General features: G+C 68.0%; 13 protein-coding genes. 5 read left to right on the forward strand and 8 right to left on the reverse strand.

All coding sequences use genetic code 11. The features are described 5' to 3' along the window. Positions 1 to 29 precede the first annotated feature (29 nt). The 6 genes from tnpB to WMF11_RS47180 form a co-directional block, all read right to left on the reverse strand. A complete protein-coding gene (gene tnpB, locus WMF11_RS47155) occupies positions 30 to 434 on the reverse strand; it encodes an IS66 family insertion sequence element accessory protein TnpB (RefSeq protein WP_437975421.1) in 405 nt (134 codons plus the stop codon). Further along, the gene (gene tnpA / locus WMF11_RS47160; protein ID WP_437975422.1) at positions 431 to 772 is read right to left on the reverse strand and encodes an IS66 family insertion sequence element accessory protein TnpA; all 342 of its coding nucleotides are present in this window, start codon (positions 770 to 772) and stop codon (positions 431 to 433) included. The genes tnpB and tnpA overlap by 4 nt, the downstream gene beginning before the upstream one ends. Before the next feature lie 377 nt (positions 773 to 1149). Then, entirely contained in the window at positions 1150 to 2286 is a 1137-nt protein-coding gene (locus tag WMF11_RS47165; RefSeq protein WP_437975423.1) for a GTP pyrophosphokinase, read from the reverse strand. Between the two features lie 448 nt (positions 2287 to 2734). Next, a complete protein-coding gene (locus WMF11_RS47170; protein ID WP_437975424.1) occupies positions 2735 to 3049 on the reverse strand; it encodes a hypothetical protein in 315 nt (104 codons plus the stop codon). 154 nt (positions 3050 to 3203) lie between these two features. Then, positions 3204 to 3290, reverse strand: coding sequence for a hypothetical protein (locus WMF11_RS47175; RefSeq protein ID WP_437979400.1), 87 nt, complete (start codon positions 3288 to 3290; stop codon positions 3204 to 3206). Positions 3291 to 3505: 215 nt separating this feature from the next. Beyond that, entirely contained in the window at positions 3506 to 4609 is a 1104-nt protein-coding gene (locus WMF11_RS47180) for a sigma-70 family RNA polymerase sigma factor (protein WP_437975425.1), read from the reverse strand. 180 nt (positions 4610 to 4789) lie between these two features. On the opposite strand from WMF11_RS47180, the gene WMF11_RS47185 reads away from it, so the two are divergent. From WMF11_RS47185 to WMF11_RS47205, 5 genes are all read left to right on the forward strand, one after another. Then, positions 4790 to 5914: a hypothetical protein gene (locus WMF11_RS47185; protein WP_437975426.1), complete on the forward strand. Its 1125-nt coding sequence runs from the start codon at positions 4790 to 4792 to the stop codon at positions 5912 to 5914. A gap of 20 nt (positions 5915 to 5934) precedes the next feature. Further along, positions 5935 to 7581: a hypothetical protein gene (locus tag WMF11_RS47190; protein WP_437975427.1), complete on the forward strand. Its 1647-nt coding sequence runs from the start codon at positions 5935 to 5937 to the stop codon at positions 7579 to 7581. A 1442-nt stretch (positions 7582 to 9023) separates the two neighbouring features. After that, positions 9024 to 9173, forward strand: a complete 150-nt coding sequence (locus WMF11_RS47195; RefSeq protein ID WP_437975428.1) for a hypothetical protein — start codon at positions 9024 to 9026, stop codon at positions 9171 to 9173. Between the two features lie 708 nt (positions 9174 to 9881). Further along, positions 9882 to 11057 carry a PAS domain S-box protein gene (locus WMF11_RS47200; protein WP_437975429.1) on the forward strand — a complete coding sequence of 392 codons (1176 nt, stop codon included), beginning with the start codon at positions 9882 to 9884 and terminating at the stop codon, positions 11055 to 11057. 44 nt (positions 11058 to 11101) lie between these two features. Then, positions 11102 to 15133: a non-ribosomal peptide synthetase gene (locus WMF11_RS47205; RefSeq protein ID WP_437975430.1), complete on the forward strand. Its 4032-nt coding sequence runs from the start codon at positions 11102 to 11104 to the stop codon at positions 15131 to 15133. A 46-nt stretch (positions 15134 to 15179) separates the two neighbouring features. Here WMF11_RS47205 and WMF11_RS47210 read toward each other — a convergent pair whose 3' ends face one another. Then, positions 15180 to 17417, reverse strand: coding sequence for a molybdopterin oxidoreductase family protein (locus WMF11_RS47210; protein WP_437975431.1), 2238 nt, complete (start codon positions 17415 to 17417; stop codon positions 15180 to 15182). Beyond that, positions 17417 to 19165: a DmsC/YnfH family molybdoenzyme membrane anchor subunit gene (locus WMF11_RS47215; RefSeq protein ID WP_437975432.1), complete on the reverse strand. Its 1749-nt coding sequence runs from the start codon at positions 19163 to 19165 to the stop codon at positions 17417 to 17419. The genes WMF11_RS47210 and WMF11_RS47215 overlap by 1 nt, the downstream gene beginning before the upstream one ends. Between the last annotated feature and the right edge of the window lie 62 nt (positions 19166 to 19227).

The following is a 19227-nucleotide window of genomic DNA, read 5'->3' on the forward strand; positions in this document are numbered from 1 at the left end:
TGCCGCTCGAGGCAATGCAACCGTGAGGGCTACCCGGGAGCGTGCGAAGCTGTCAGGTGAGATCTGGGGGCCGGAGGCGATGCGGTCTCGGCGAACGGGACCACTCGCCGCAACCTCGACGGCGCAAGGGCGATGCCCTCGAGGATCTTCGCGAGCTCGGCCGCGTCGATGACGACGCTTGTGGCTCCCGGAGTGACCGCGCGCGGTACTCGAAATGCTCCGCGCTCTAGCCTTTTGTAAAGCAGACAGTACCCGCTGCGGTCCCACCAAAGGGCCTTGCAGCGGTCGGCTGCTCGGTTGAAAAAGAGAAACAGCGCTCCGGAGAGCGGGTCCTCCCGCAGCACTTCCCGCACGACGGCAGCGAGGCCATCGAACGACCGGCGCAGGTCGAGCGGCTCGGTGGCAACGTAGATCGAGACACGGCCCGGGATCATCGCGCGCCCCCGAGCGCTCGAACAACGCGCGCCAATGTCTCCTCGTCGAACGTCGGTGGGACGCGCACGACGGCGCCGTCTGGGAAGACGATCTCCAGCGCCGCGCCCGGAGAGCATGCCGTAGCGCCCGACGGGGCGACCACCACCGGGAGCAACGTGGGCAGCGTCGCCTTTTCCGAGCGCTGCCGGTGCTCGCTCCGCTTCATGCCCAGTCGGCGGCTCCACGAGTACAGCGTGCCGGCGTTGACCCCCTCCTGCTCCGCAAACACGCGGGCTGAGTGCCCGCTCTTATGCCAGCGCGCCACGCGGTCGCGCCAGGTGCGTGTGCTCTCGTCCATCGATACCTCCGGCGCGGGTTTCTAAGCGGCGCAGGGGCTCGAAGACAGGATGGGGTCCGCAGAACGCGTACCCGCGTTGCCTGGGGTTGGGGATCTCCGCGGGCCCGCGGCAGCGCGGGAGCGCGTCCTCACGAGCACGGACCTCGCCGAGCTGGACCGCTGGAGCCGCCAGGCCGCCGGCATCAGCGGCGATCGAGAGCTCCTCACCCACCTCGGCCTCTCAGAGGGAGCCCCGTGCCATGACATCGGGGCACACGCAGGTCACACGGCGCCGTCCGGCCTCCTCGAAGCGCGCGGACCGGAGATCTCCGGCCCGCGGCGGCGTGGGAGCCCGTCCTCGCGAGCACCGACCTCGCCGAGCTGGATTGCTGGATCTCCTACTCCTGCGTCACAGCATCGCTTTTCGGAGATATATCTCCTTGTTCATTCTCGGCGCCGGACGTCTCCAGCATGGGGTCGTAGGCGCGCGTCTCGACCCCCTGATTTTTCATGCGTTCAAGCCGATCGCGCTCTCTGCTTTGAAACCAAGGCTCGTTGGCCCATAAGTGACGCTGAAGATAATTTTCGCCCATGCCCGCGAGTAGCATGTACTCGAAGCGGGTCGTTTGGCCATGGCGTCCTCCACCCGCTATCCTGCTTAAGTGGTCGTCGCTGTATCCATGGATACAACTTTCGACCTGGTCCAGGGTCTTAAATCCGAGCTTCTTTAGGAGCTTCGCAACCCAAATATACGAGAAGTCGGATATGCGACCATCTCGCCCTAGTCTTTTGTCGAGAAACGCCTTTACTGAATCTGGCGTTACTTCCACCTGGTCTAGCTGCCCCTCCTCCACACGGGATCTGGCTTCATCGGTAAGTTTTCTGTCGGCGTCCTGTATCGCCTGGAACTCGCGATCGGCGATCTCGAGCATTCCCGCAAGCGACATAAATCGACGGCGAATTTCGGTCGGTATGACAGAGGTCGATTTGTACTGGATGTCGTGTTCGATCTCTGCCCATGCATGCTGAAGAATCGTGCGTACCTGGATCTCGGCTGTTGTGTCCGCAAAAGGTCCGTACTCTGGAAGTCGTGTCCGGTGTGTTGTAATCTTGACCAGATAGTGAATGCTTTGATACCCGAACCGGTCTTCTTCTATCAGCTTTGCGCCCTTGTTTGTTCGTTCGATCACGCTGAACTCTTCAGGCAGCATGTTGTCGATTTCTGCCAGCGTGCTCGGAAAATATGTTATTATGCGAATTCCTGCCAAGTCGGTAATCTGGGCGAGAGGATTTGTGTACTTGGGTTTTGTCGGGTCTTCGTCCGAGGGCTGCGATGCCTTTTTGCCGAAGCTCGATGGATCTTTTGCTCGTGCATTGACCGAGTGGACATTGATGTTTCGGCGTTTGAGTGATTCTTCGAGGATGCGCTTCACAACGGAGGCAAGGTCCGTATAGAACCCATGTCGTTTTAAGTATGCAGTGACCGCAGCCTCTTCATGCGTCTTGAAGTCGAACAATTTGTCCGGCTCTGCCATTGCTTCGCTCCATCGCCTAGATCAGGTTCGTGAAGGGCTGAGCTGGACGAGACGCTCAGCGTGGCGTGCCTAGCCAAGCTAACAGTAGGGCGCAAACCTGTCCATATCGTAGGCCTCCTGTTTTTTAGCTGCCGCCGTCCATGTACCGTACCTCGCCCCGTAGGGCCTCCAGACAGAACACGGGGGACACGAGGTGTGGTCAGTCATGCCCTCGTGGTCGTCCCGATGATCATGGCCGCCCATCGCAGCGAGCGGCCCCGGGGTTCGCCGGCGCCTCACCGGCCGATGATGACCACATCCCCAGGCCGTGGCTCCGGCCAGCGTCGCCTTGCCGGCAGCGAGGGAACCGAGGGCTCGCCCGGCGGCGCCGAGGGAGGCTCCGCTGGCTGCTCCTCGTCCCCGTCAGGCTCGGGCCCCTCCTCGTCCTGGGCCCTGGGCTCCCCGCCCGTCAGATCACGATCCACGTCACGCCGTCGCTCACCAGCCGGAAGGCGACGTAGGGAGACCCGGCTCGCGCGACCTGCTGGCCCGTGCTCGCGAGGACCTCGATCGCCTCCTCCTGCCCGGCGACTTCCTTGACGAGGATCTCGGCGCCGACGTTCCCCGTGGCCGGCGGGAGCCGGATCGTCACCGGGTCGTGCGCGTTCAGTCGCACGAGCTCGCCCGGCCGGGCCGTGGACATGGTCGCCACGATGGGGCTGACCAGCCATGCCCCGGGGATGAACACATCGGTCCGGTTCTCGGCCGGGTTGTCGGTGCACACGGCCCCGACGAAGTTCAGGGCGGGGCGCCCCGGCAGCTCGACCCCGCGGCGAAGATGCGCCGAACGCCGAAGAACAGCGTGTCGATCCAGCGAGCAGGCCTTGCTCGACCAGCTTGAACGCGCGCGGCGACGGCGAGCTACGTCCGCGCCTCGTTCAGCGGAGGAGCTCCCGCAACTGCTTTCGCCCGCGGTGCAGCCGCCTGTTCGTCGTGCCTGGATGGGCACCAAGCTCTGCTGCGATCTCCTCAGCGGGATGGCCTCGAAGGGAACGTGCACTGCCGGGGGCGCACCCATCTCGACTCGACGTGACGTGCGCCTATGCGCCGCCACGGCTTCCTTGCGTGTCATGGACGTGCTCATTCTCCTGGCCCAAGGCAGGGCGGATCTCGGCCTGACGTCGCTCAAGAACGCCGCCGTCTCCGCCGCTGGCTATCTGTCGCTAAGGCCGCCGCCGATTCAGCGAAGTTGCAGCAGCAGCGCCTCGCGCTCCCGCGCCAGCTGACCCCGAGGGAACTCGATGGCGTGCATGTCGAGCAGGCGTCGCGCCTCGACGTCAGCCCTGGCGTTGTAGACTTCGATGGCCTTGCGCGCCTGGAGGATCAGGTCCCTCTCGCGCTCGCTCGCGACCGTGCGTACGGCGCGGACGGGCGGCGAAGAACGCGCAGTTGTTGCGGCCGGTGAAGCAGGCTTGGCGTTCATCGTGGCCGGTGCATGCTCGCCGGGTGCTGGGATGCCCTGCACCGGGGGCGAGGCCGTGGCGACCGCACGGCGTGCGTCTGGCTGGTCGAGGGGCGGCGCAGTGTGCTGCTGCAGGGGCGTGGCCGCACCGGCGTGGACCGCTGCTGGCCGTAACCACGGGGTCGCACTGGCCGAGCCTGACGAGCGTGGCGCTGTCGCGACGACGGCGCCCGTCAGCACGACGAGCGCCGCCTGCGCGAAGACCTTCGCCCCGACCTTCTGCAGGTGCAGCGCGGTCGTCCACCACGAGCGACGGAACAGGCCGAACGCCACCGGGACGCAGGGCACCTTGTCCCAGCCCCGGAATTCTTGCTGCGCCATCCAGCGCCGCTTCGCCTCGTCCAGCTGCTCGCGTGCCCTGCGGTGCTGGCTCCTCACGGTGTCCAGCTTGAGCCCCAGCTCGGCGGCGATCTCGGCGAGCGACTTCTCCTCGAGCTCGTGCTCGACCAACAGGTCGCGGTACTTGGGGTCGACCTGCTCGATCAGGTCGCGCATGACGGCTTCCCGCTCCTGCCTCCGGAGCAAGGCTTCCGGGCTCGGTTGGTCCCCGCGGACGTCGTGCTCGTCGAACGGGGTCAGGACCTCACCCCGACGGCTCGCGTCCCGCAGGTGACTGCGGGCGAGGTTCAGGGCGATGGTGACGGAGTACGGCGCTGAATCCACGCCCGTCTCGAGCCGTCCTCTCGCCTCCCAGTCCCGTAGGAGCGCTTCCTGCGCGAGGTCCTCGGCGTGTCGCGCGGGGACACCGACCCGCCTGACGAGGCGGCGGAAGCGCTCGAAGTGGGGGGGAGTTCGTGCTGGCTTGCCCACAGCTGGTGGCACCCCTGAGCTGGCCGGAAGGGTTCAAGAAAGAGAAGGGTCGTTCAACTTTGGTCGGATAATGTGCGCTTTGTGGAATGCGTACCTGGGCGGCTCCACTGCTCGGAGGGTCGACGAGCTCCCTTGCGTCGTCGGGCCGATCTTTGCCTGGTAAAACGTTCATTCGCTGCGAATTTGTCGCCGTTGACGCCGCGCGCCTGGCGTAAGTACGTTCCGCGCATGCGTGACGTTGCGCCGTCGTTGTTGTTCTGCCTGACGCTTGGCGCCGCTGGTGTCTACACGAGCCCCGCCAGCGCCGAGGACATCTATTCGACGCTGGAGCGAAGCGGCAGCTCGACGGTGAAGGACCATGTTCGCCGTGCGCAGAGAGCCCGTGACGCAGGTCGGTGGACCGAGGCACACGCGGCCTACAAGGCGGCGCTCGATGCGACAGACCCGGCGTCGAACACGGCGACGGAGAAGGAGCGCGTGGAGATCGCCGGAGAGCTTGGCCTGTGTGAGCTCGAGCTGCGCAAGTACCGTGAGGCTGCGGAGCATCTGGCCTGGAGCCTGGATCAGCGCAACATCCTCCCCCTTCAACTACAGGTTCGGTTCGAGGCCGGGCAGCGCAAGGCAGCGCCGCACGTCGCGACCCTCTACCTGTCCGTCGACCCGCCCGATGCCGAGGTGCTCATCGACGGCAAGCCCATCAGCGCACCAGCGCGGACCTACAGGCTGTTCCTGGATCCCGGACAGCACATGGTGCGGGCCAGGTTGGCGGGCCATGAGGAGGCGTTCGCGTCGTTCGACGCGCAGGCCGGGAAGCCGACGACCCTCTCGCTGCAGGTGCCGCGCGCCGCAGTGCCGGGCGCTCCTGCGACGGAAACCTCGATGCGGAGGAGCTCGGCGCCAGGGGCGCAGGCGTCGTCTTCCGTGGCGCCGTCCTCCACGGCGTCGAAGCTGCGCATCGCTGGCGCGGTCGTGGCAGGGGCAACCATGGCAGCCGGCGGTGGATTGCTGATCTGGAGTGCATACACCGAGGATGAGCTCCACGACCGAGCTACCGCGCTGCGCGGCGCGGACAACGATGCGAGCCGATGTGCCGGCCCCAGTGCACCGCGCGCGTGCTCGGAGCTGCGCGACCTGCAGGAGAAGCGCGATCTCCTGACGAAAGCTGGATGGGTGACCCTGGCCTCGGGCGGCGCGATCGGTGCGCTGACGCTCGTGTCTCTGCTCGTGGACCGAACCTCACCGTCCAGCGATGGGGTGCGTGTTGTGCCCACGGTGAGCGGGCAGCGCATGGGGGTTATGATGGCGGGTGTGTGGTGACGAACATGGAGCTTCGGAGCATGGATACCTCATCGAAAGGTCGACGCCGGGTGGCTGTGGCCACCTTGGTGCCTATCGCACTCGGGTTCGGAGTCGCTTCTGTCGTGTACGGGTGTTCCTCCGGTCACGAGGATCCCATCTGCGTCGACGACCCCACGGTGGAGCCTCCGCAAGATGGGTGCGGCCTGTTCGTCAGCGCAAGTCTCGGCGACGACGCGAATCCAGGAACGCGCGCGAAGCCGCTGAAGACACTGCGCAAGGCCCTCGAGCTCGTGGAGGAGGGCGGTCACCCCCACCATGTCTACGCTTGCGCTGAGACCTTCGACGAACGTCTCTGGTTCTACGACACGAGTATCTGGGGCGGGTTCGACTGCAGGAACGGCTGGCAGCACCTCGGTGCCGATGCGAAGACCGTCATCGCCCCGAATCAGCCCGAGCGGGAAGTCGTGACGTTCGGAGGGCGGGAAGTCACGCTCTCGAACCTGCGGATCGTGGCGCCCGATGGTAACGAGATGGACCGAACAGAAGCGTGCTCGATCGGAATCGTCGCTGTGCGCGATGAGGCCAAGCTCAAGCTCGTGGCGAGCGAAGTCGTCACAGGACGGGGCGCGATGCCGGGCGGCAACTCGATCGGGATCTATCTCACCGCTGGCAGCGAGATCGAGGTGATCGACAGCCGCATCGTCGCAGGTGACGCAGCCGACGGTGAGCCCGGAGCGCCGGCGGAGGACGCAGCGGCGGCCGATGGGCGGCCTGGACACGCGGGAGCCGACGCGTGCACGGTCGATGACGTGGCTGCAACCCGAGAGGTCACGACGGAGTGTGACGACGAAACCTCGGTCAGCGGCCAAGGCGGCCCCGGTCTGCCCGATGAGGGCTTCAACGCAGGTTTTGGGGAGCCGCTGCCCGACCCGAACCCGACGGGCGCCGGCACCGGGGGTGTCGGCCAGCAGGGAAGCATGGCGTGCACCGACGGCCAGCGCGGCCTCGACGGTGCCGCGGGTGTGCACGGTCAGGGGGCAAGGCTTCCTGGCGTTGTCGGATGGGTCCGCTCGCTGGGCAAGGGGCAGGACGGGACGCTCGGACGCCCGGGTCAGGGCGGCGGCGGTGGTGGCGGTTCGCGCGGCGGCGCGACCGCCTGTGGTGCCGGGCCGGTCGGGGGGGCGTTCGGCGGCTCGGGTGGTTCCGGCGGTTGTGGCGGCACGCAGGGAACAGGCGGTTTCGCCGGAGGAGTGAGCGCTGGCATCGTCACAAGAGGTTCGAAGGTCACCATCCGCGGATCGACCCTTCAGACCGGCCGCGGTGGTCGGGGTGGCGCGGGAGGGGCGGGACTGCCAGGAGGAAGCGGAGCTCCGGGCGGTGAGGGAGGCGGAGGCGTGCCCGGGGCGCTCGCGGGATGCCGCGGAGGTGACGGCGGCAACGGGGGGCCCGGCGGTGGCGCAGGCGGCGGGCTCGGCGGTCATTCGGTAGCCATCGCGTACCTGGAGACCACGGAGGTCACGCGCGAGAACGTCCAGGCGACGTTTCTCCTTGGAACTGCTGGGGAGGGAGGGGACGGCGGCGATCCGAATGTTACCGAGAGCAAGGGCGACGATGGCGTGGCGGCCGAGTTCCTGCCGTTTGCGGCCATTGATCCGAACGACCCAGACTCTCACGAGCTGCAGTAGGGGGCGTCATGTGGGAACAGATGACGAGATGGGAATCGGGCTTCCGCGCGCTGGGTGCTCGGCCTTTGCTGTTCGCATTCGCTTTGCTCAACGGGAGCGCGGCGCTCGGATGCGGTAGCGAATCGGGGGTGTGGGAACGTTGCGAGGAGACCCTCACATGCGCGCCGGTGGAGTCCTGCAACGCGGATCCCGGCAACGCCGATCGTCCGGTCGACTGCGATGGCGTGTATGTGGCAGACAATGGCGATGATGTTGGGCCTGGCACGCCGAATTCGCCGGTAAAAACGTTTGCGCGGGCGTTCGAGCTTGCCCGGGAGCATGGCATGCGGGTGTACGCATGCGCCGACACATTCTCTGTCGAAGTCCGTGCGCCGGCAGGAATGGACGTGTGGGGAGGTCTCGACTGCCGCGGTCTGCCAAGTCATTGGCCTATACATCCACTCGGCGAGCTCACCACGATCGCGCCAGGTCCGAACCTGATCCCGCTCACCGTCGTGGACCAGGCGGCGGAGCCCCCGCCCGAGGCCGACGTGCTCACGACGCTGACGAGAATCCGTATGATCGCACAAGATGCCACCGTGCCGGGCGGCTCCTCCATCGCCATGCGCGCCCTGCCGGGAGTGACGGTACAGCTGCGCTTGAGCGAGGTCGTAGCCGGGGACGGTGCAGATGGAGCTCCTGGCGCGGATGGAGGCGTCGATGCAGCACAAGAGGGGGCACCAGGGAACCGGGGAGCGATGGCGTGTTCTGCCGATACGGTGGCGGGAGGGGCGCGAGTCACAACCTCGTGTGACGATGGCATCTCGTCGGGGGGGATGGGTGGTATCGGCACAAACGATGAGGGTGGCGACGGGGAAAGTGGCTCCCCTCTGCCAATCACGAATCCGATGAGCCACGGTCTGGGTGGAACTGGGCAAGCCATCCTGTCCTGCACAGAGGGGAGGGGCGGGCTGGCGGGGGATGACGGCGCGAACGGGAACGGCGCATCAGGGCCCGGTCGGGTCACAGACACGGGGCTGGAAGGTGGCGCAGGCGAAGATGGCCAGGCAGGGCAGCACGGTTACGGGGGCGGCGGTGGAGGCGGCTCGCGTGGCGGCCCAGCGTACTGCGGCGCAGGAGCGGCACAGGGCGGCGCTTCTGGTGGCTCCGGCGGTGCTGGCGGCTGCGGCGGCAAGCCTGGGAGGGGCGGCGGCCCAGGCGGATCCAGCATCGGGATTCTGTCTTACCACGCCAGCGTCCGCGTAAGTAAAACCAGCATCATCACGGGTCGTGGTGGAAACGGTGGACGAGGCGGGGACGGCCAGTACGGCGGCGTGGGTGGGTACGGGGGCACTGGCGGGAGTAACAGAGCTGGATCGCAGCCAGGCTGCCGTGGCGGCGACGGCGGGAAGGGCGGTAACGGCGGTCGGGGGGGTGGAGGCCACGGAGGACACTCCCTCGCCGTGGCACATACCGTCGATCAGGGCCCTGACGTCGAACCCGACTCTCCGATCAAGTTCGGCATCCCTGGTGACGGCGGAGGTGCCGGCGATCTGAACGCGAACTCGGGAAGGCCCGGCTCCGCGGCCGTCTCGATGGGCTTCCTCGATTAGAGGCGCAACGCTCCTGAGGCGCCGGCTCGCCGGCCCGACACCGAGCTCCGTCCCACCGCCGATCGCCGGGGCGAACGCCTCGTCGCCAATGCCGTCCAGCCTGGCCTCGCGGCAGCGCGGCGAGGCGTCGTTGCGAACCGGCGCGAGCTCGCCCCGCGGAGCGTGGGGACGTCGCGGGACGGTGACGTGGTGCCCAGAATGACGCACAGGGAACGAGATCGCCATACGGGTGCCCGCCGCAATCAGGAATCTTCTGACCATCTACATGCGACGAGCGTACGATTGCGACGCTGAGCATGCGGCACACCGAGCCGCGCCACGCGCCCGCCCACTCCGTCGGAGACGCGCGCAACCAAGCAATGGACCGAGCGCTGGACCCAGCAATGGAGTGACGACCGCAGCAAACGTCCTCGCTGTGACAATACCGATCAGCGGGCCCTGCTGTCCCCACTGTGACGCTCTTCCTGCTGAGATTGATGCTGTCTAAGGCGTCTCATCAGGTGTAACGTCGCTGGTGGAGGCGAGCTGTCCACCACCGCCGCTCGCCGCCTGACCTTTGCCAGCAGCCAGTATCGGGGGAAATCGATGGAACCTCACGAGACGGTTCTCCAGCCGCACCATGGCGAGCTTGCCGCCCTGCGCGCTCGTGTGTCCAGGCTAGAGCAGATCGAGCGGGACCTGCGTGCCGAGCTCAGCCGTACGAACGCCGTGCTACAGGCAATTCCGTACCTGCTCTGCGTCCACGATCCGGTCGAGCAGCGCAAGCTCTACGAGAACCGCTCGCTGGCCGGCGAGCTCGGATATGCGGCGGACGAAGCGGGCCTCGCGGGCCTCGATGCGTTCGTGACGCTCGCGCACCCCGACGACCAGACCCGGGCTCGCGAGCAGCTCGATCACGCCGGAGAAGGCCAGGCGAGCGACTCGGAGGAGCTCGCGTATCGGCTGCGCAAGGCCGACGGGTCGTGGTGCTGGGTCACCAGGCGCGAGATCGTCCTCGCGCGGGATGGTGCCGGCAAGCCGCGACAGGTCATGAGTGTAGTCCAGGACATCACAGGTCGAAGGGACATGGAGGTGGAGCAGCGCCGCCAGGCCGAAGAGCTCGGCGTGTCGAAGACATTGATTGACAATGCGCTAGATGGCATCACATTGACGTCGATGAGCGGGCGGGTCGTCTACGCCAACACCGCCTTCAAGGCGATGAGCGGCTTCGGCGACGGCGCGGTCGGCTGCGGGCTGACCGACTTCTATGCTCCCGAGAGCTTCCGCCGGCTCTCCAGCGAGGTCTTGCCGATCCTGATGAAGGACGGCGCGTGGCGCGGCGTCCTCAAGATCCGGCGCCCCGACGGGAGCGAGTGGATGGGGCAGACCAGCGCCTTCGTGGTCATGGGCCCGGCGGGCGAGCCGACGGGCATGGCGGCGTTCTTCAGGGACATCACGGAGCAGCTCCGGTACGAGGAAGAGACGCTCGCCCAGATGCGGGTGATCCAGGCGCAGCAGGCGGCGCTCCGGGAGCTCGGCACGCCGCTCATCCCGATCGCCGACGGCGTGATCGCGATGCCCCTCATCGGGACGATCGACCGGGAGCGCGCGCAGCAGATCCTGGAGACGCTCCTGAACGCCCTCGGCGAGAAGCAAGCCGCCGTGGCGATACTCGATATCACCGGCGTGAAGGCCGTGGACGGAGAGGTGGCGGCCGCGCTGGTCCGCGTCGCGCAGGCGGCGAGGCTGCTCGGCGCCGACGTCGTGTTGTCAGGCGTCCGCCCCGTCGTCGCACAGGCGCTCGTCGATCTTGGCACCGAGCTCAGAGGGCTCGTCACCTGCGGCACCCTGCAAAGTGGTATTGCCTACGCGCTGAAGCGCAAGGCACGCTCGATGACCGTCTGAGCTCTCACGCATCGTCCTCTGCAGTTCAACGGGGGGGTTCGATCATGCGCGCTCACGCGTCACAGGCACGTCTGTCCCACGCAAAGGGGGAGCTCCCGCGCGAGCTCCCCGCGCTCGATCTCGCGACCGATCGCCCACGCCCGCCCGCGCCTTCGCCATCTCGCGCGTCGGCGTCGCGAGAGCTGCCGCCTCGGCTCGCCCTGGAGCTCGACCGCGTGCGACGGGGCGCGGGCGCGACGCTCTTCGTCACCCTGCTCTCCGCTTATGCGGCGCTGCTCTACCGCCATACCGTTCAGAGCGAGATCCTGATCGGGACACCCTGGCCTCGCCGAGGCGGTCGGTGGGGCCGGCGCGCGGCGCCAGGGCTTCGCCATCCGCTCGTCCTTGGCGCCCGCATCGACGAGGAGCTCAGCTTTCGAGACCTCCTCGCGCAGATCGCCGCGCAGATCGCCTCGGCCGAGGCCCGCAGCCACGTGCCTCTGGACCAGCCGCTCGCGGGGCTCGGGGCGGTGGAGGACGCGAGCGATCACCCGACGTTCCAGACCACGTTCGAGCTCGTGCGACCCGCCGAGGTCCTGCGCCGCGCCGCGATCAGGGCGGCGACAGCGGCGCGGCGCTCGTGCGCCCGCCCGGCCGCGCCGGTCGATCTGTCCCTGTCCGTCACGGCGCTGGAGCGAGGGCTCGTCGCGACGATGACGTACAGCACCGACGTGTTCGATCCCGGGACGATCGAGCGGATGCTGGACCATTTCGGCCTCCTGCTCGCGGGCGTCGCGGAGGACGCCGAGCGGCCGATCGCCGAGATTCCGCTGCTCACGCCGGAGGAGCGGCGCCGGATGACCGTCGTCTGGAACGCGACGCAGACCGCCTATCCGCGCGACGCGTGTGTTCATGCGCTCTTCGAGGAGAACGTCGCGCGGACGCCCGACGCCATCGCCGTCATCGAGGGCGACAAGGCGCTCACCTACCGCGAGCTCAACCGCCGCGCCAACCGGCTCGCTCATCGGATCTCCACGCGCGGCGCCGGCCCCGACCTGCGCGTGGCCGTCCTCGTCGAGCGGTCGTCGCGCGCGCTCGTCGCCCTGCTCGGCGTCCTCAAGGCCGGCGGCGCCTACGTGCCCCTCGATCCGAGCACGCCAGACGAGCGGCTGCGCTTCATGCTGGAGGACGCAGCGGTGGGCCTCGTCGTCGGGCAGCGAGCGCTGGTGACACGGCTCGACTTCCGCGGGGACGTCATGTGCCTCGACGAGGACGACGGCGCGCCCGGCGATGACAGAAACCCCGCCATCCCTGCTTCCGCGACCGATCTCGCCTACGTGATGTTCACCTCGGGCTCGACCGGTAGGCCCAAGGGCGTGGCCGTCCCGCACCGAGGGGTCGTCCGCCTCGTACGGGACACCGGGTATGTCGCGTTCGGGCCGTCGGATCGCGTGGCACACGCCTCCAGCCTCTCCTTCGACGCGTCGACGTTCGAGATCTGGGGCGCGCTGCTCAACGGCGCTTGCCTCGTCATCGTGTCTCACGAGACGCTGCTGTCGCCGGAAGCGATGCCCGCGCTCCTCCGGCGAGAAGGCATCTCCGTCCTGTTCCTGACCACGGCGCTCTTCCACCACCTCGCGCGAGTGAGCCCGGACGCGTTTCAGGGGCTCTCCTACCTCGTCGTCGGCGGCGACGTGCTCAATCCGAAGCTGTCCAGGGAGGTGCTCCTGAAAGGCGCCCCGAAGCACCTCGTGAACGGCTACGGTCCGACCGAGAACACGACGTTCTCCACGGCTCACCTCGTGCGCGCGGTCTCCGAGGGCGCCTCCCGCGTGCCGATCGGACGGCCTATCTCGAACACGCGCGCCTATGTCCTGGACCGCCGGCTCCAGCCGGTGCCGGTGGGCGTGCCCGGCGAGCTCTACGTCGCCGGCGACGGGCTGGCCCGAGGCTACCTGAACCGACCCGATCTGACCGCCGCGGCGTTCGTCCAGAACCCCTTGCCCGAGGAGCCGGGAGAGCGCCTGTACAAGACGGGCGATCAGGTCCGTTATCTGGCCGATGGGTCGCTCGACTTCCTGGGCCGGATCGACTGCCAGGTGAAGATCCGTGGCTTCCGCGTCGAACTCGGGGAAATCGAGGCGGCGCTGTGCGCGTGCCCCTCCGTGCGCGAGGCCGTGGTCGTGCTCCACGAGCACGCGCCCGGCGACATGCGCCTCGTGGCGTACGTCGTCTCGGACTTCGGCCTGAGCGGCCCTCCGTCGCGCTCCGCAAGCGGGGATCGGTGGCAGGGAGCGGAGGCCGGCGTGGACAGCAGCGGTCCCGCGAGCAGCGGCCCCGCGTCCCGCGACCTGTCGAGGAGCCTGCGCCGGTCTCTGCAGGAGAAGCTGCCCGACTACATGATCCCGGCCGCGTTCGTCGTGGTGCCCTCGCTGCCGCTCACCGCGACAGGGAAGGTCGACCGCCGGGCGCTGCCGCCGCCCGACGCCGGCCGGCTGCACACCGGAGCGCCGGAGAGCACCCGCACTCCGATCGAGCGCCGGGTGGCCGAGATCTGGGCGTCCGTCCTCCATACCGACCGCCCGGAGGTGGACGATGACTTCTTCGAGCTCGGTGGAAACTCCCTGCTGGCAGCGCAGGTGCTCCTCCAGGTGCGGACGGTCTTCCACGTCGACGTGCCCGCGCGCCGGCTGTTCGAGTCACCCACCCTGGCGGGGCTCGCCCGCGCCGTCGAGGAGGCGCGGCGCTGGAAGGCGCGCGGCGCCGTGGCGTCGATGGGCGCGATCGACCTCCGCGCGGAGGCCGCCCTCGCTCCCGACATCCGCCCTTGCGGCTCGTTCGTCGACACGGGCGCTCCGCCTCGCCATGTCTTCCTCACCGGCGCCACGGGGTTCCTGGGCGCCTTTCTCGTGCGCGAGCTCCTCACGCAGACGCGCGCCACGATCCATTGCCTGGTCCGCGCTCCCGACGCCGCCGCAGGCCTGGCCAGGCTCCGGCGGACCTTGGAGGCCTATTCGCTCTGGGATCCCGCGGCGAGCGCGAGGATCGTCGCCGTGCCGGGCGACCTGAGGGAGCCGCTGCTCGGGCTCACCCCGGCTTGCTTCGAGGCGCTCGCGCAGCGCGTCGACGCGATCTACCACGCTGGCGCCGAGGTCAATTACATCAAGCCGTACGCGTCCCACAAGGCGGCGAACGTGCTTGGGACACAGGAGGTCCTGCGGCTCGCTTGCCTGGGCCGGACGAAGCCCGTGCATCACGTCTCGACGATCGGGGTCATCGGCCAGATCGGCTATTTCACCGGCGCCCGGACCGTGCGGGAGAGCGACGATCTCGATCGCTGGGTGGACCACCTCCACACGGACATGGGGTATTCCCAGAGCAAGTGGGTCGCCGAGAAGCTCGTGTGGATCGCGCGCTCGCGCGGGGTGCCCGTCACCGTCTTCCGCCCCGGGTCCATCCTGGGCCACAGCCAGACGGGCGCCGCCAACGTGACCGACTTCGTGAGCAGGATGATCAAAGGCTGCGTCGAGATGCGCTGCGCCCCCGACCTGCCCGCGCAGAGCAAGGAGCTCGTGACGATCGACTACGCCAGCCGGGCGATCGTGCACCTCTCGTGCCTACCGGGCTCGCTGGGGAAGGCGTTTCACCTGGTGCCCCCGCCGCCTCGGCGGCTCGATCTGAACGGCTTCTTCGATCTGCTCGTCTCCCGCGGCTATCCGCTGGCACGGCTGCCGTACGCGCAATGGTGCGAGCAGCTGCTGGAGCGGGTACGGCGCTCGGTCGACAGCCCGTTCCTTCCCCTCCTGCCGATGCTGACCGAGAAGGTCCACGGCGACCTGACCCGCTGGGAGCTGTACGCGCGGATGCCCGCCTTCGACTGCCAGAACACGATCGAGGGGCTGGCCGGCACGGCGATCGCGTGTCCCCCCATGAACGCCCGGCTGCTGGACACGCTCCTGGCGTATTACCTGCGCAGCGGGCACCTGCTCGCCCCGGCGCCGGCCGAGAGCGGCGTGCGCCAGGCCGCGCCGAGGGCCCGCAGCCCGCTGCGATGGCAAGACGTCGCGCGCCTGCCGCGGCGGGGCGCGCATGGCTGACCGCGCCTCCACGCGCGCCACGCGCCCCTCGCGGAGCCCGCGCGGACTACCCGCGATCCTCTTCCCGACGCACCTTCACCGCGCAGGCCTTGTACGACGGCTGCCGGGAGTACTGGTCGAAGGCCGGGAACGTCAGCTTGTTCGTGATCTCGTAGTGCATCGGCACGAAGATCTCCCCGGGCTTCACCGAGTTCGTGACGAACGCCCGCGCCTTGATCTCCGCGCGGCGGGAGGCGATGACCACCCACTCGTTCATCTCGATACCGATCTTCTTCGCGTCGACAGGGCTCAGCTCGACGTAGATCTCCTTCGGATAGAGCCGCTGCAGCACCGCCGACTTCTTGGTCCGCGTCTGCGTGTGCCACTGGCTCGAGCTCCCTCGCCCCGTGAGCAGCGTGAACGGATACTGCTCGTCGGTCGGCTCCGGCAGCTGGCGGGGCGCCTGGAAGGCGAACTTCGCCTTCTGATCCGGGCGGTAGTACTGGCCGTCCTCGAACAGCCGCCGCTCGTTCGTCTCGAAGGTTGCCCCCTCGGGGTAGGGCCACTGGATGCCGCCGCGCTCGTCGAGCATCGTGTAACCCTCGATGCCCGTGATGTCGCACGGCTGCCCCTTCGAGAGCCGCTTCATGATCTGGAAGACCGCCTCCGGGCTCTTCCACTCCTTGAACAGCTCGCCGCAGCCCCAGTACTGGGCGACCAGCTGGAAGATGTGAAAGTCCGCCAGCGCCTGGCCCGGGGCCCGCGAGACCTTCTTGACGAGGCCGATGCGCCGCTCCGAGTTGATGAACGTGCCCTCCTTCTCGGCCCACGAGGCCGCCGGGAGGACGAGGTGGGCGCGCTCCGCCGTCTCCGTCGTCGTGTACATGTCCTGCACCACGAGGAACTCCAGGCGGCCGAGGAGCTCGTGCAGATCCTCCTGGTTGATCCAGGAGTGGGCCGGGTTCGTCGCGATGATCCAGAGGCCCTTGATCTTCCCCTTCAAGATGCCTTCGATGATCTGGTCGTAGGCCAGGCTGTTCCGGGTCGGGATGACCTCCTCCGGAATGCCGAGGATCCCGGCGATCTTCTTCCGGTGCTCCTCCTTCGTGAAATCGTGGCCGGCGAACAGGCCCGTCGTGTTGCTGAACATCCGCGAGCCCATCGCGTTGCACTGGCCCGTGATGGAGTTCGCCCCGGTGCCGGGACGGCCGATGTTGCCCGTCATCAGCGCCAGGTTGATGAGCGACTGCGCGACCCGCACGCCCTCGTGGCTCTGGTTGACGCCCATGGTCCACCAGAACGACACCCGCTTCCCGTTGTGGATCTTCTCCGCGAACGACGCGAGCTGCGCCTCGCTGAGCCCCGTCGCCTCGGAGACCCGCGACGGCGTGAAATCCTCGACGTGGGCCTTGAACGCCTCGAAATCGACGGTGTGCGCCTCGATGTACGCCGGGTCGATCCACCCGCGCTGGATGAGGATGTGGGCGATTCCGTAGAACAGCGTCAGATCCGACTTCGGATTGAGCGCATAATGCGCCGTCGCCGCCATCGCCGTCTCGGTCTTGCGCGGATCCACGACGAGGATCTCGGGGCGGTTCTTGTTCTTGCAGAGCCGCTCCCACATGATCGGGTGGGCGATGCAGAGGTTCGAGCCGACGAGCACCACGACGTCGGACTCCTCGAAATCGCGGTACGTGTAGGGCGGCGCGTCGAACCCGAACGCCTCCTTGTACGCGACGACCGACGTCGCCATGCACTGCCGGGTGTTGCCGTCCCCGTGCAGCATGCCCATCCCGAACTTCGCGAGCGCCCCGAGGAAGGCCATCTCCTCGGTGACGATCTGCCCGGTGCTGATGAAGGCGACCGACTCCTTGCCGTGCGCCTCCTGGATCGCCTTGAACCGATCGACGAACGTGCGGAGCGCGACGTCCCACTCCACGCGCTCCAGCTTCCCGCGCGCGTTCCTGAGGAGCGGCGTCGTCGCGCGATCGGTCGCGCGGAGCGGCGTGAGCGCCTCCCAGCCCTTCGGGCACGCCATCCCGAGGTTCACGGGATAGTCCGTGTTGGGCGAGAGGTTGATCGCCTCCCCGTCCTTGAGGTGCACGTTCAGCCCGCACCCGGTCGAGCAGAACCCGCACACGACCGTCGTCGTCTGGTCGGGCTTGAGCCGCGCAGGCACCCTCCCGAGGCCGAACTCGCCGGGCGTGAGCAGCAGCTCGCGCGTCAGCGGCCCGTTGCGCTGCAAGAGGAGGTTGTCCGCCTGCTTGGGCGCCGGAGACGTCTTCTTTGGATCGGTGGTCGTCATCAGGAGAGCCCTCCGGGCATCTTGGAGGCGGGCGCCGCTGCGAAGAAGAGATACCGCTCGAGGAACTCGCCCGCGAGGCAGAACAGGAACGCCACGACCGCCATCGCCATCAGAACTTCAGAGCTCACGCCGCTGTTCGGCGCCGAGAAGAGGCTGAGCGCCGGCAGGACGATGCCGCCGAGCGCCCCGCAGGCGAAGCGCCAGCCCGTCGCGCCCTTCAGCTCCCCCGTCATCAGGATCGCGCTCCGCTTGAGCGTCGAGTGGCTCCGCTTCCGGAGGTGCCGGAACATCGAGAGCTCCACGAGCAGCTTGAGCGCCGTCACCACGCACAGGAACGCGCTCAGCGCGCGGAAGCCCCGGGTCAGGAGCAGCGCCGCGTGCTCGGCGCTCAGGAGCAGCCCGATCATCAGGACCGTCGAGCTCCCGAGGATGGCCGCCGTCGTCGCGAACTTGAAGCCCGTCAGCGCCCCGCGCCAGTGCTCCCGCTGCGTCGCGGCGTACACCATCACCGAGCAGAAGACCCCGAGGATCCCGCTCAGCGCGACCGCATACGAGAGCGGCGCCTGCAGGTGCTCGATGGGGGGCAGCGCCGAGAGCACAGGGAGCGCGGAGATCGACGGGAGCGCAGGCAGCCAGAACGACGCCGCGTACAGCGTCGCGGCCCCGGCGAAGAGCGAGAACCCCAGGATCTCCCGGCTGAGCCACGATGTCTTGAGCCCCAGGAAGGCCCGGAACGCGAACTGCGGCCGGCCAAGGTGAAAGAGGCTCGCCTTCAGCGCGGCGATCCCGAAGACGAGCGCGAACGTGGCGCTGTGGCCGCCGAAATCCCGCGTCGCCTGCGCGCCGAGCAGCTCGTTGAGGGCCAGGCTCACGCAGAACGCGCCCACCGAGAGCTGCGTCAGCACGAGCATCGCGACGAGCGGAGGGTGCGAGTGCTCCCGGCTCACCTGGTAGAAGTCCGCGGGGAGCATGTTGCGCGGCAGCGACTTCTGCGTCTTGTAGGTCGTCGTCGGGATCGTGATCTCCGGCGCCGCCGCCCCCGGCAAGAACAGGCTCGTCTGGCTCTCTTGCACGGCCTGCTGCTGGTCGACCATCGTGATCCGGATGGCGCCGTTCGGGCACGACTGCACGCACGCCGGGGCCTCGTCGTTGGCCAGCCGATCGCTGCACATGTCGCACTTGCGCACGATCCCCCGCTCCGGGTTGAACTTCGGAGCGTCGTAGGGACACATCAAAATGCAGTACTGGCAGCCGATGCACTGGTCATCGAGGTGCTTGACGATGCCGGTGATCGGGTCCTTCTCGTAGGCCTTGACCGGGCACCCCGTCATGCACGCCGGGTCCAGGCAGTGGTGGCACGCCGTCGTCACGCTCTGCTGCGCCGGCGTCTGGGGCGTGCCGCCGTGGAGGAGCCCGACGGAGCGCCACACCTCGTTGTCGTCGAGGCCGTTCAGGCTGTGGCAGGCGGTGACGCACGCCTTGCAGGCCGTGCACGCGTCGAGGTCGACCTCGAAGCCGTACTGCTGCCCGGGCTTCGGCTTCTCGAGCGGGATCAGGTCGCGGTAGTACTTGGACTGCGCCGGGAGCGCGTGCTCCTCGTGCATCTTGGAGAACTTCTCGACCGCCGTGAGCTTCTGCTGGTCGGCCAGGAGCGAGTCCAGCAGGCCCTTGTTGTTGTCGTGGATCTTCGGCGTCGAGTTGACGATGGGTAAGCGAAAGTGAGTGTCCGAGACCTTAGCAACGCTCATCGAAATTCCCTGTCTACCCGGCGCGGAAGCCCAGCCCCGAGAACTCCAAGAGAGACACCGCG

The sequence above is a fragment of the Sorangium sp. So ce295 genome, from assembly GCF_051527405.1.
GTDB lineage: Bacteria > Myxococcota_A > Polyangia > Polyangiales > Polyangiaceae > Sorangium > Sorangium cellulosum_B.

Excerpts from the sequence above, each read along its gene's own strand:
- WMF11_RS47215 (WP_437975432.1), bottom strand. The coding sequence starts at position 19,165 with ATGAGCGTTGCTAAGGTCTCGGACACTCACTTTCGCTTACCCATCGTC.
- WMF11_RS47190 (WP_437975427.1), top strand. The coding sequence starts at position 5,935 with ATGGATACCTCATCGAAAGGTCGACGCCGGGTGGCTGTGGCCACCTTG.
- WMF11_RS47205 (WP_437975430.1), top strand. The coding sequence starts at position 11,102 with ATGCGCGCTCACGCGTCACAGGCACGTCTGTCCCACGCAAAGGGGGAG.
- tnpB (WP_437975421.1), bottom strand. The coding sequence starts at position 434 with ATGATCCCGGGCCGTGTCTCGATCTACGTTGCCACCGAGCCGCTCGAC.
- WMF11_RS47210 (WP_437975431.1), bottom strand. The coding sequence starts at position 17,417 with ATGACGACCACCGATCCAAAGAAGACGTCTCCGGCGCCCAAGCAGGCG.
- WMF11_RS47165 (WP_437975423.1), bottom strand. The coding sequence starts at position 2,286 with ATGGCAGAGCCGGACAAATTGTTCGACTTCAAGACGCATGAAGAGGCT.
- tnpA (WP_437975422.1), bottom strand. The coding sequence starts at position 772 with ATGGACGAGAGCACACGCACCTGGCGCGACCGCGTGGCGCGCTGGCAT.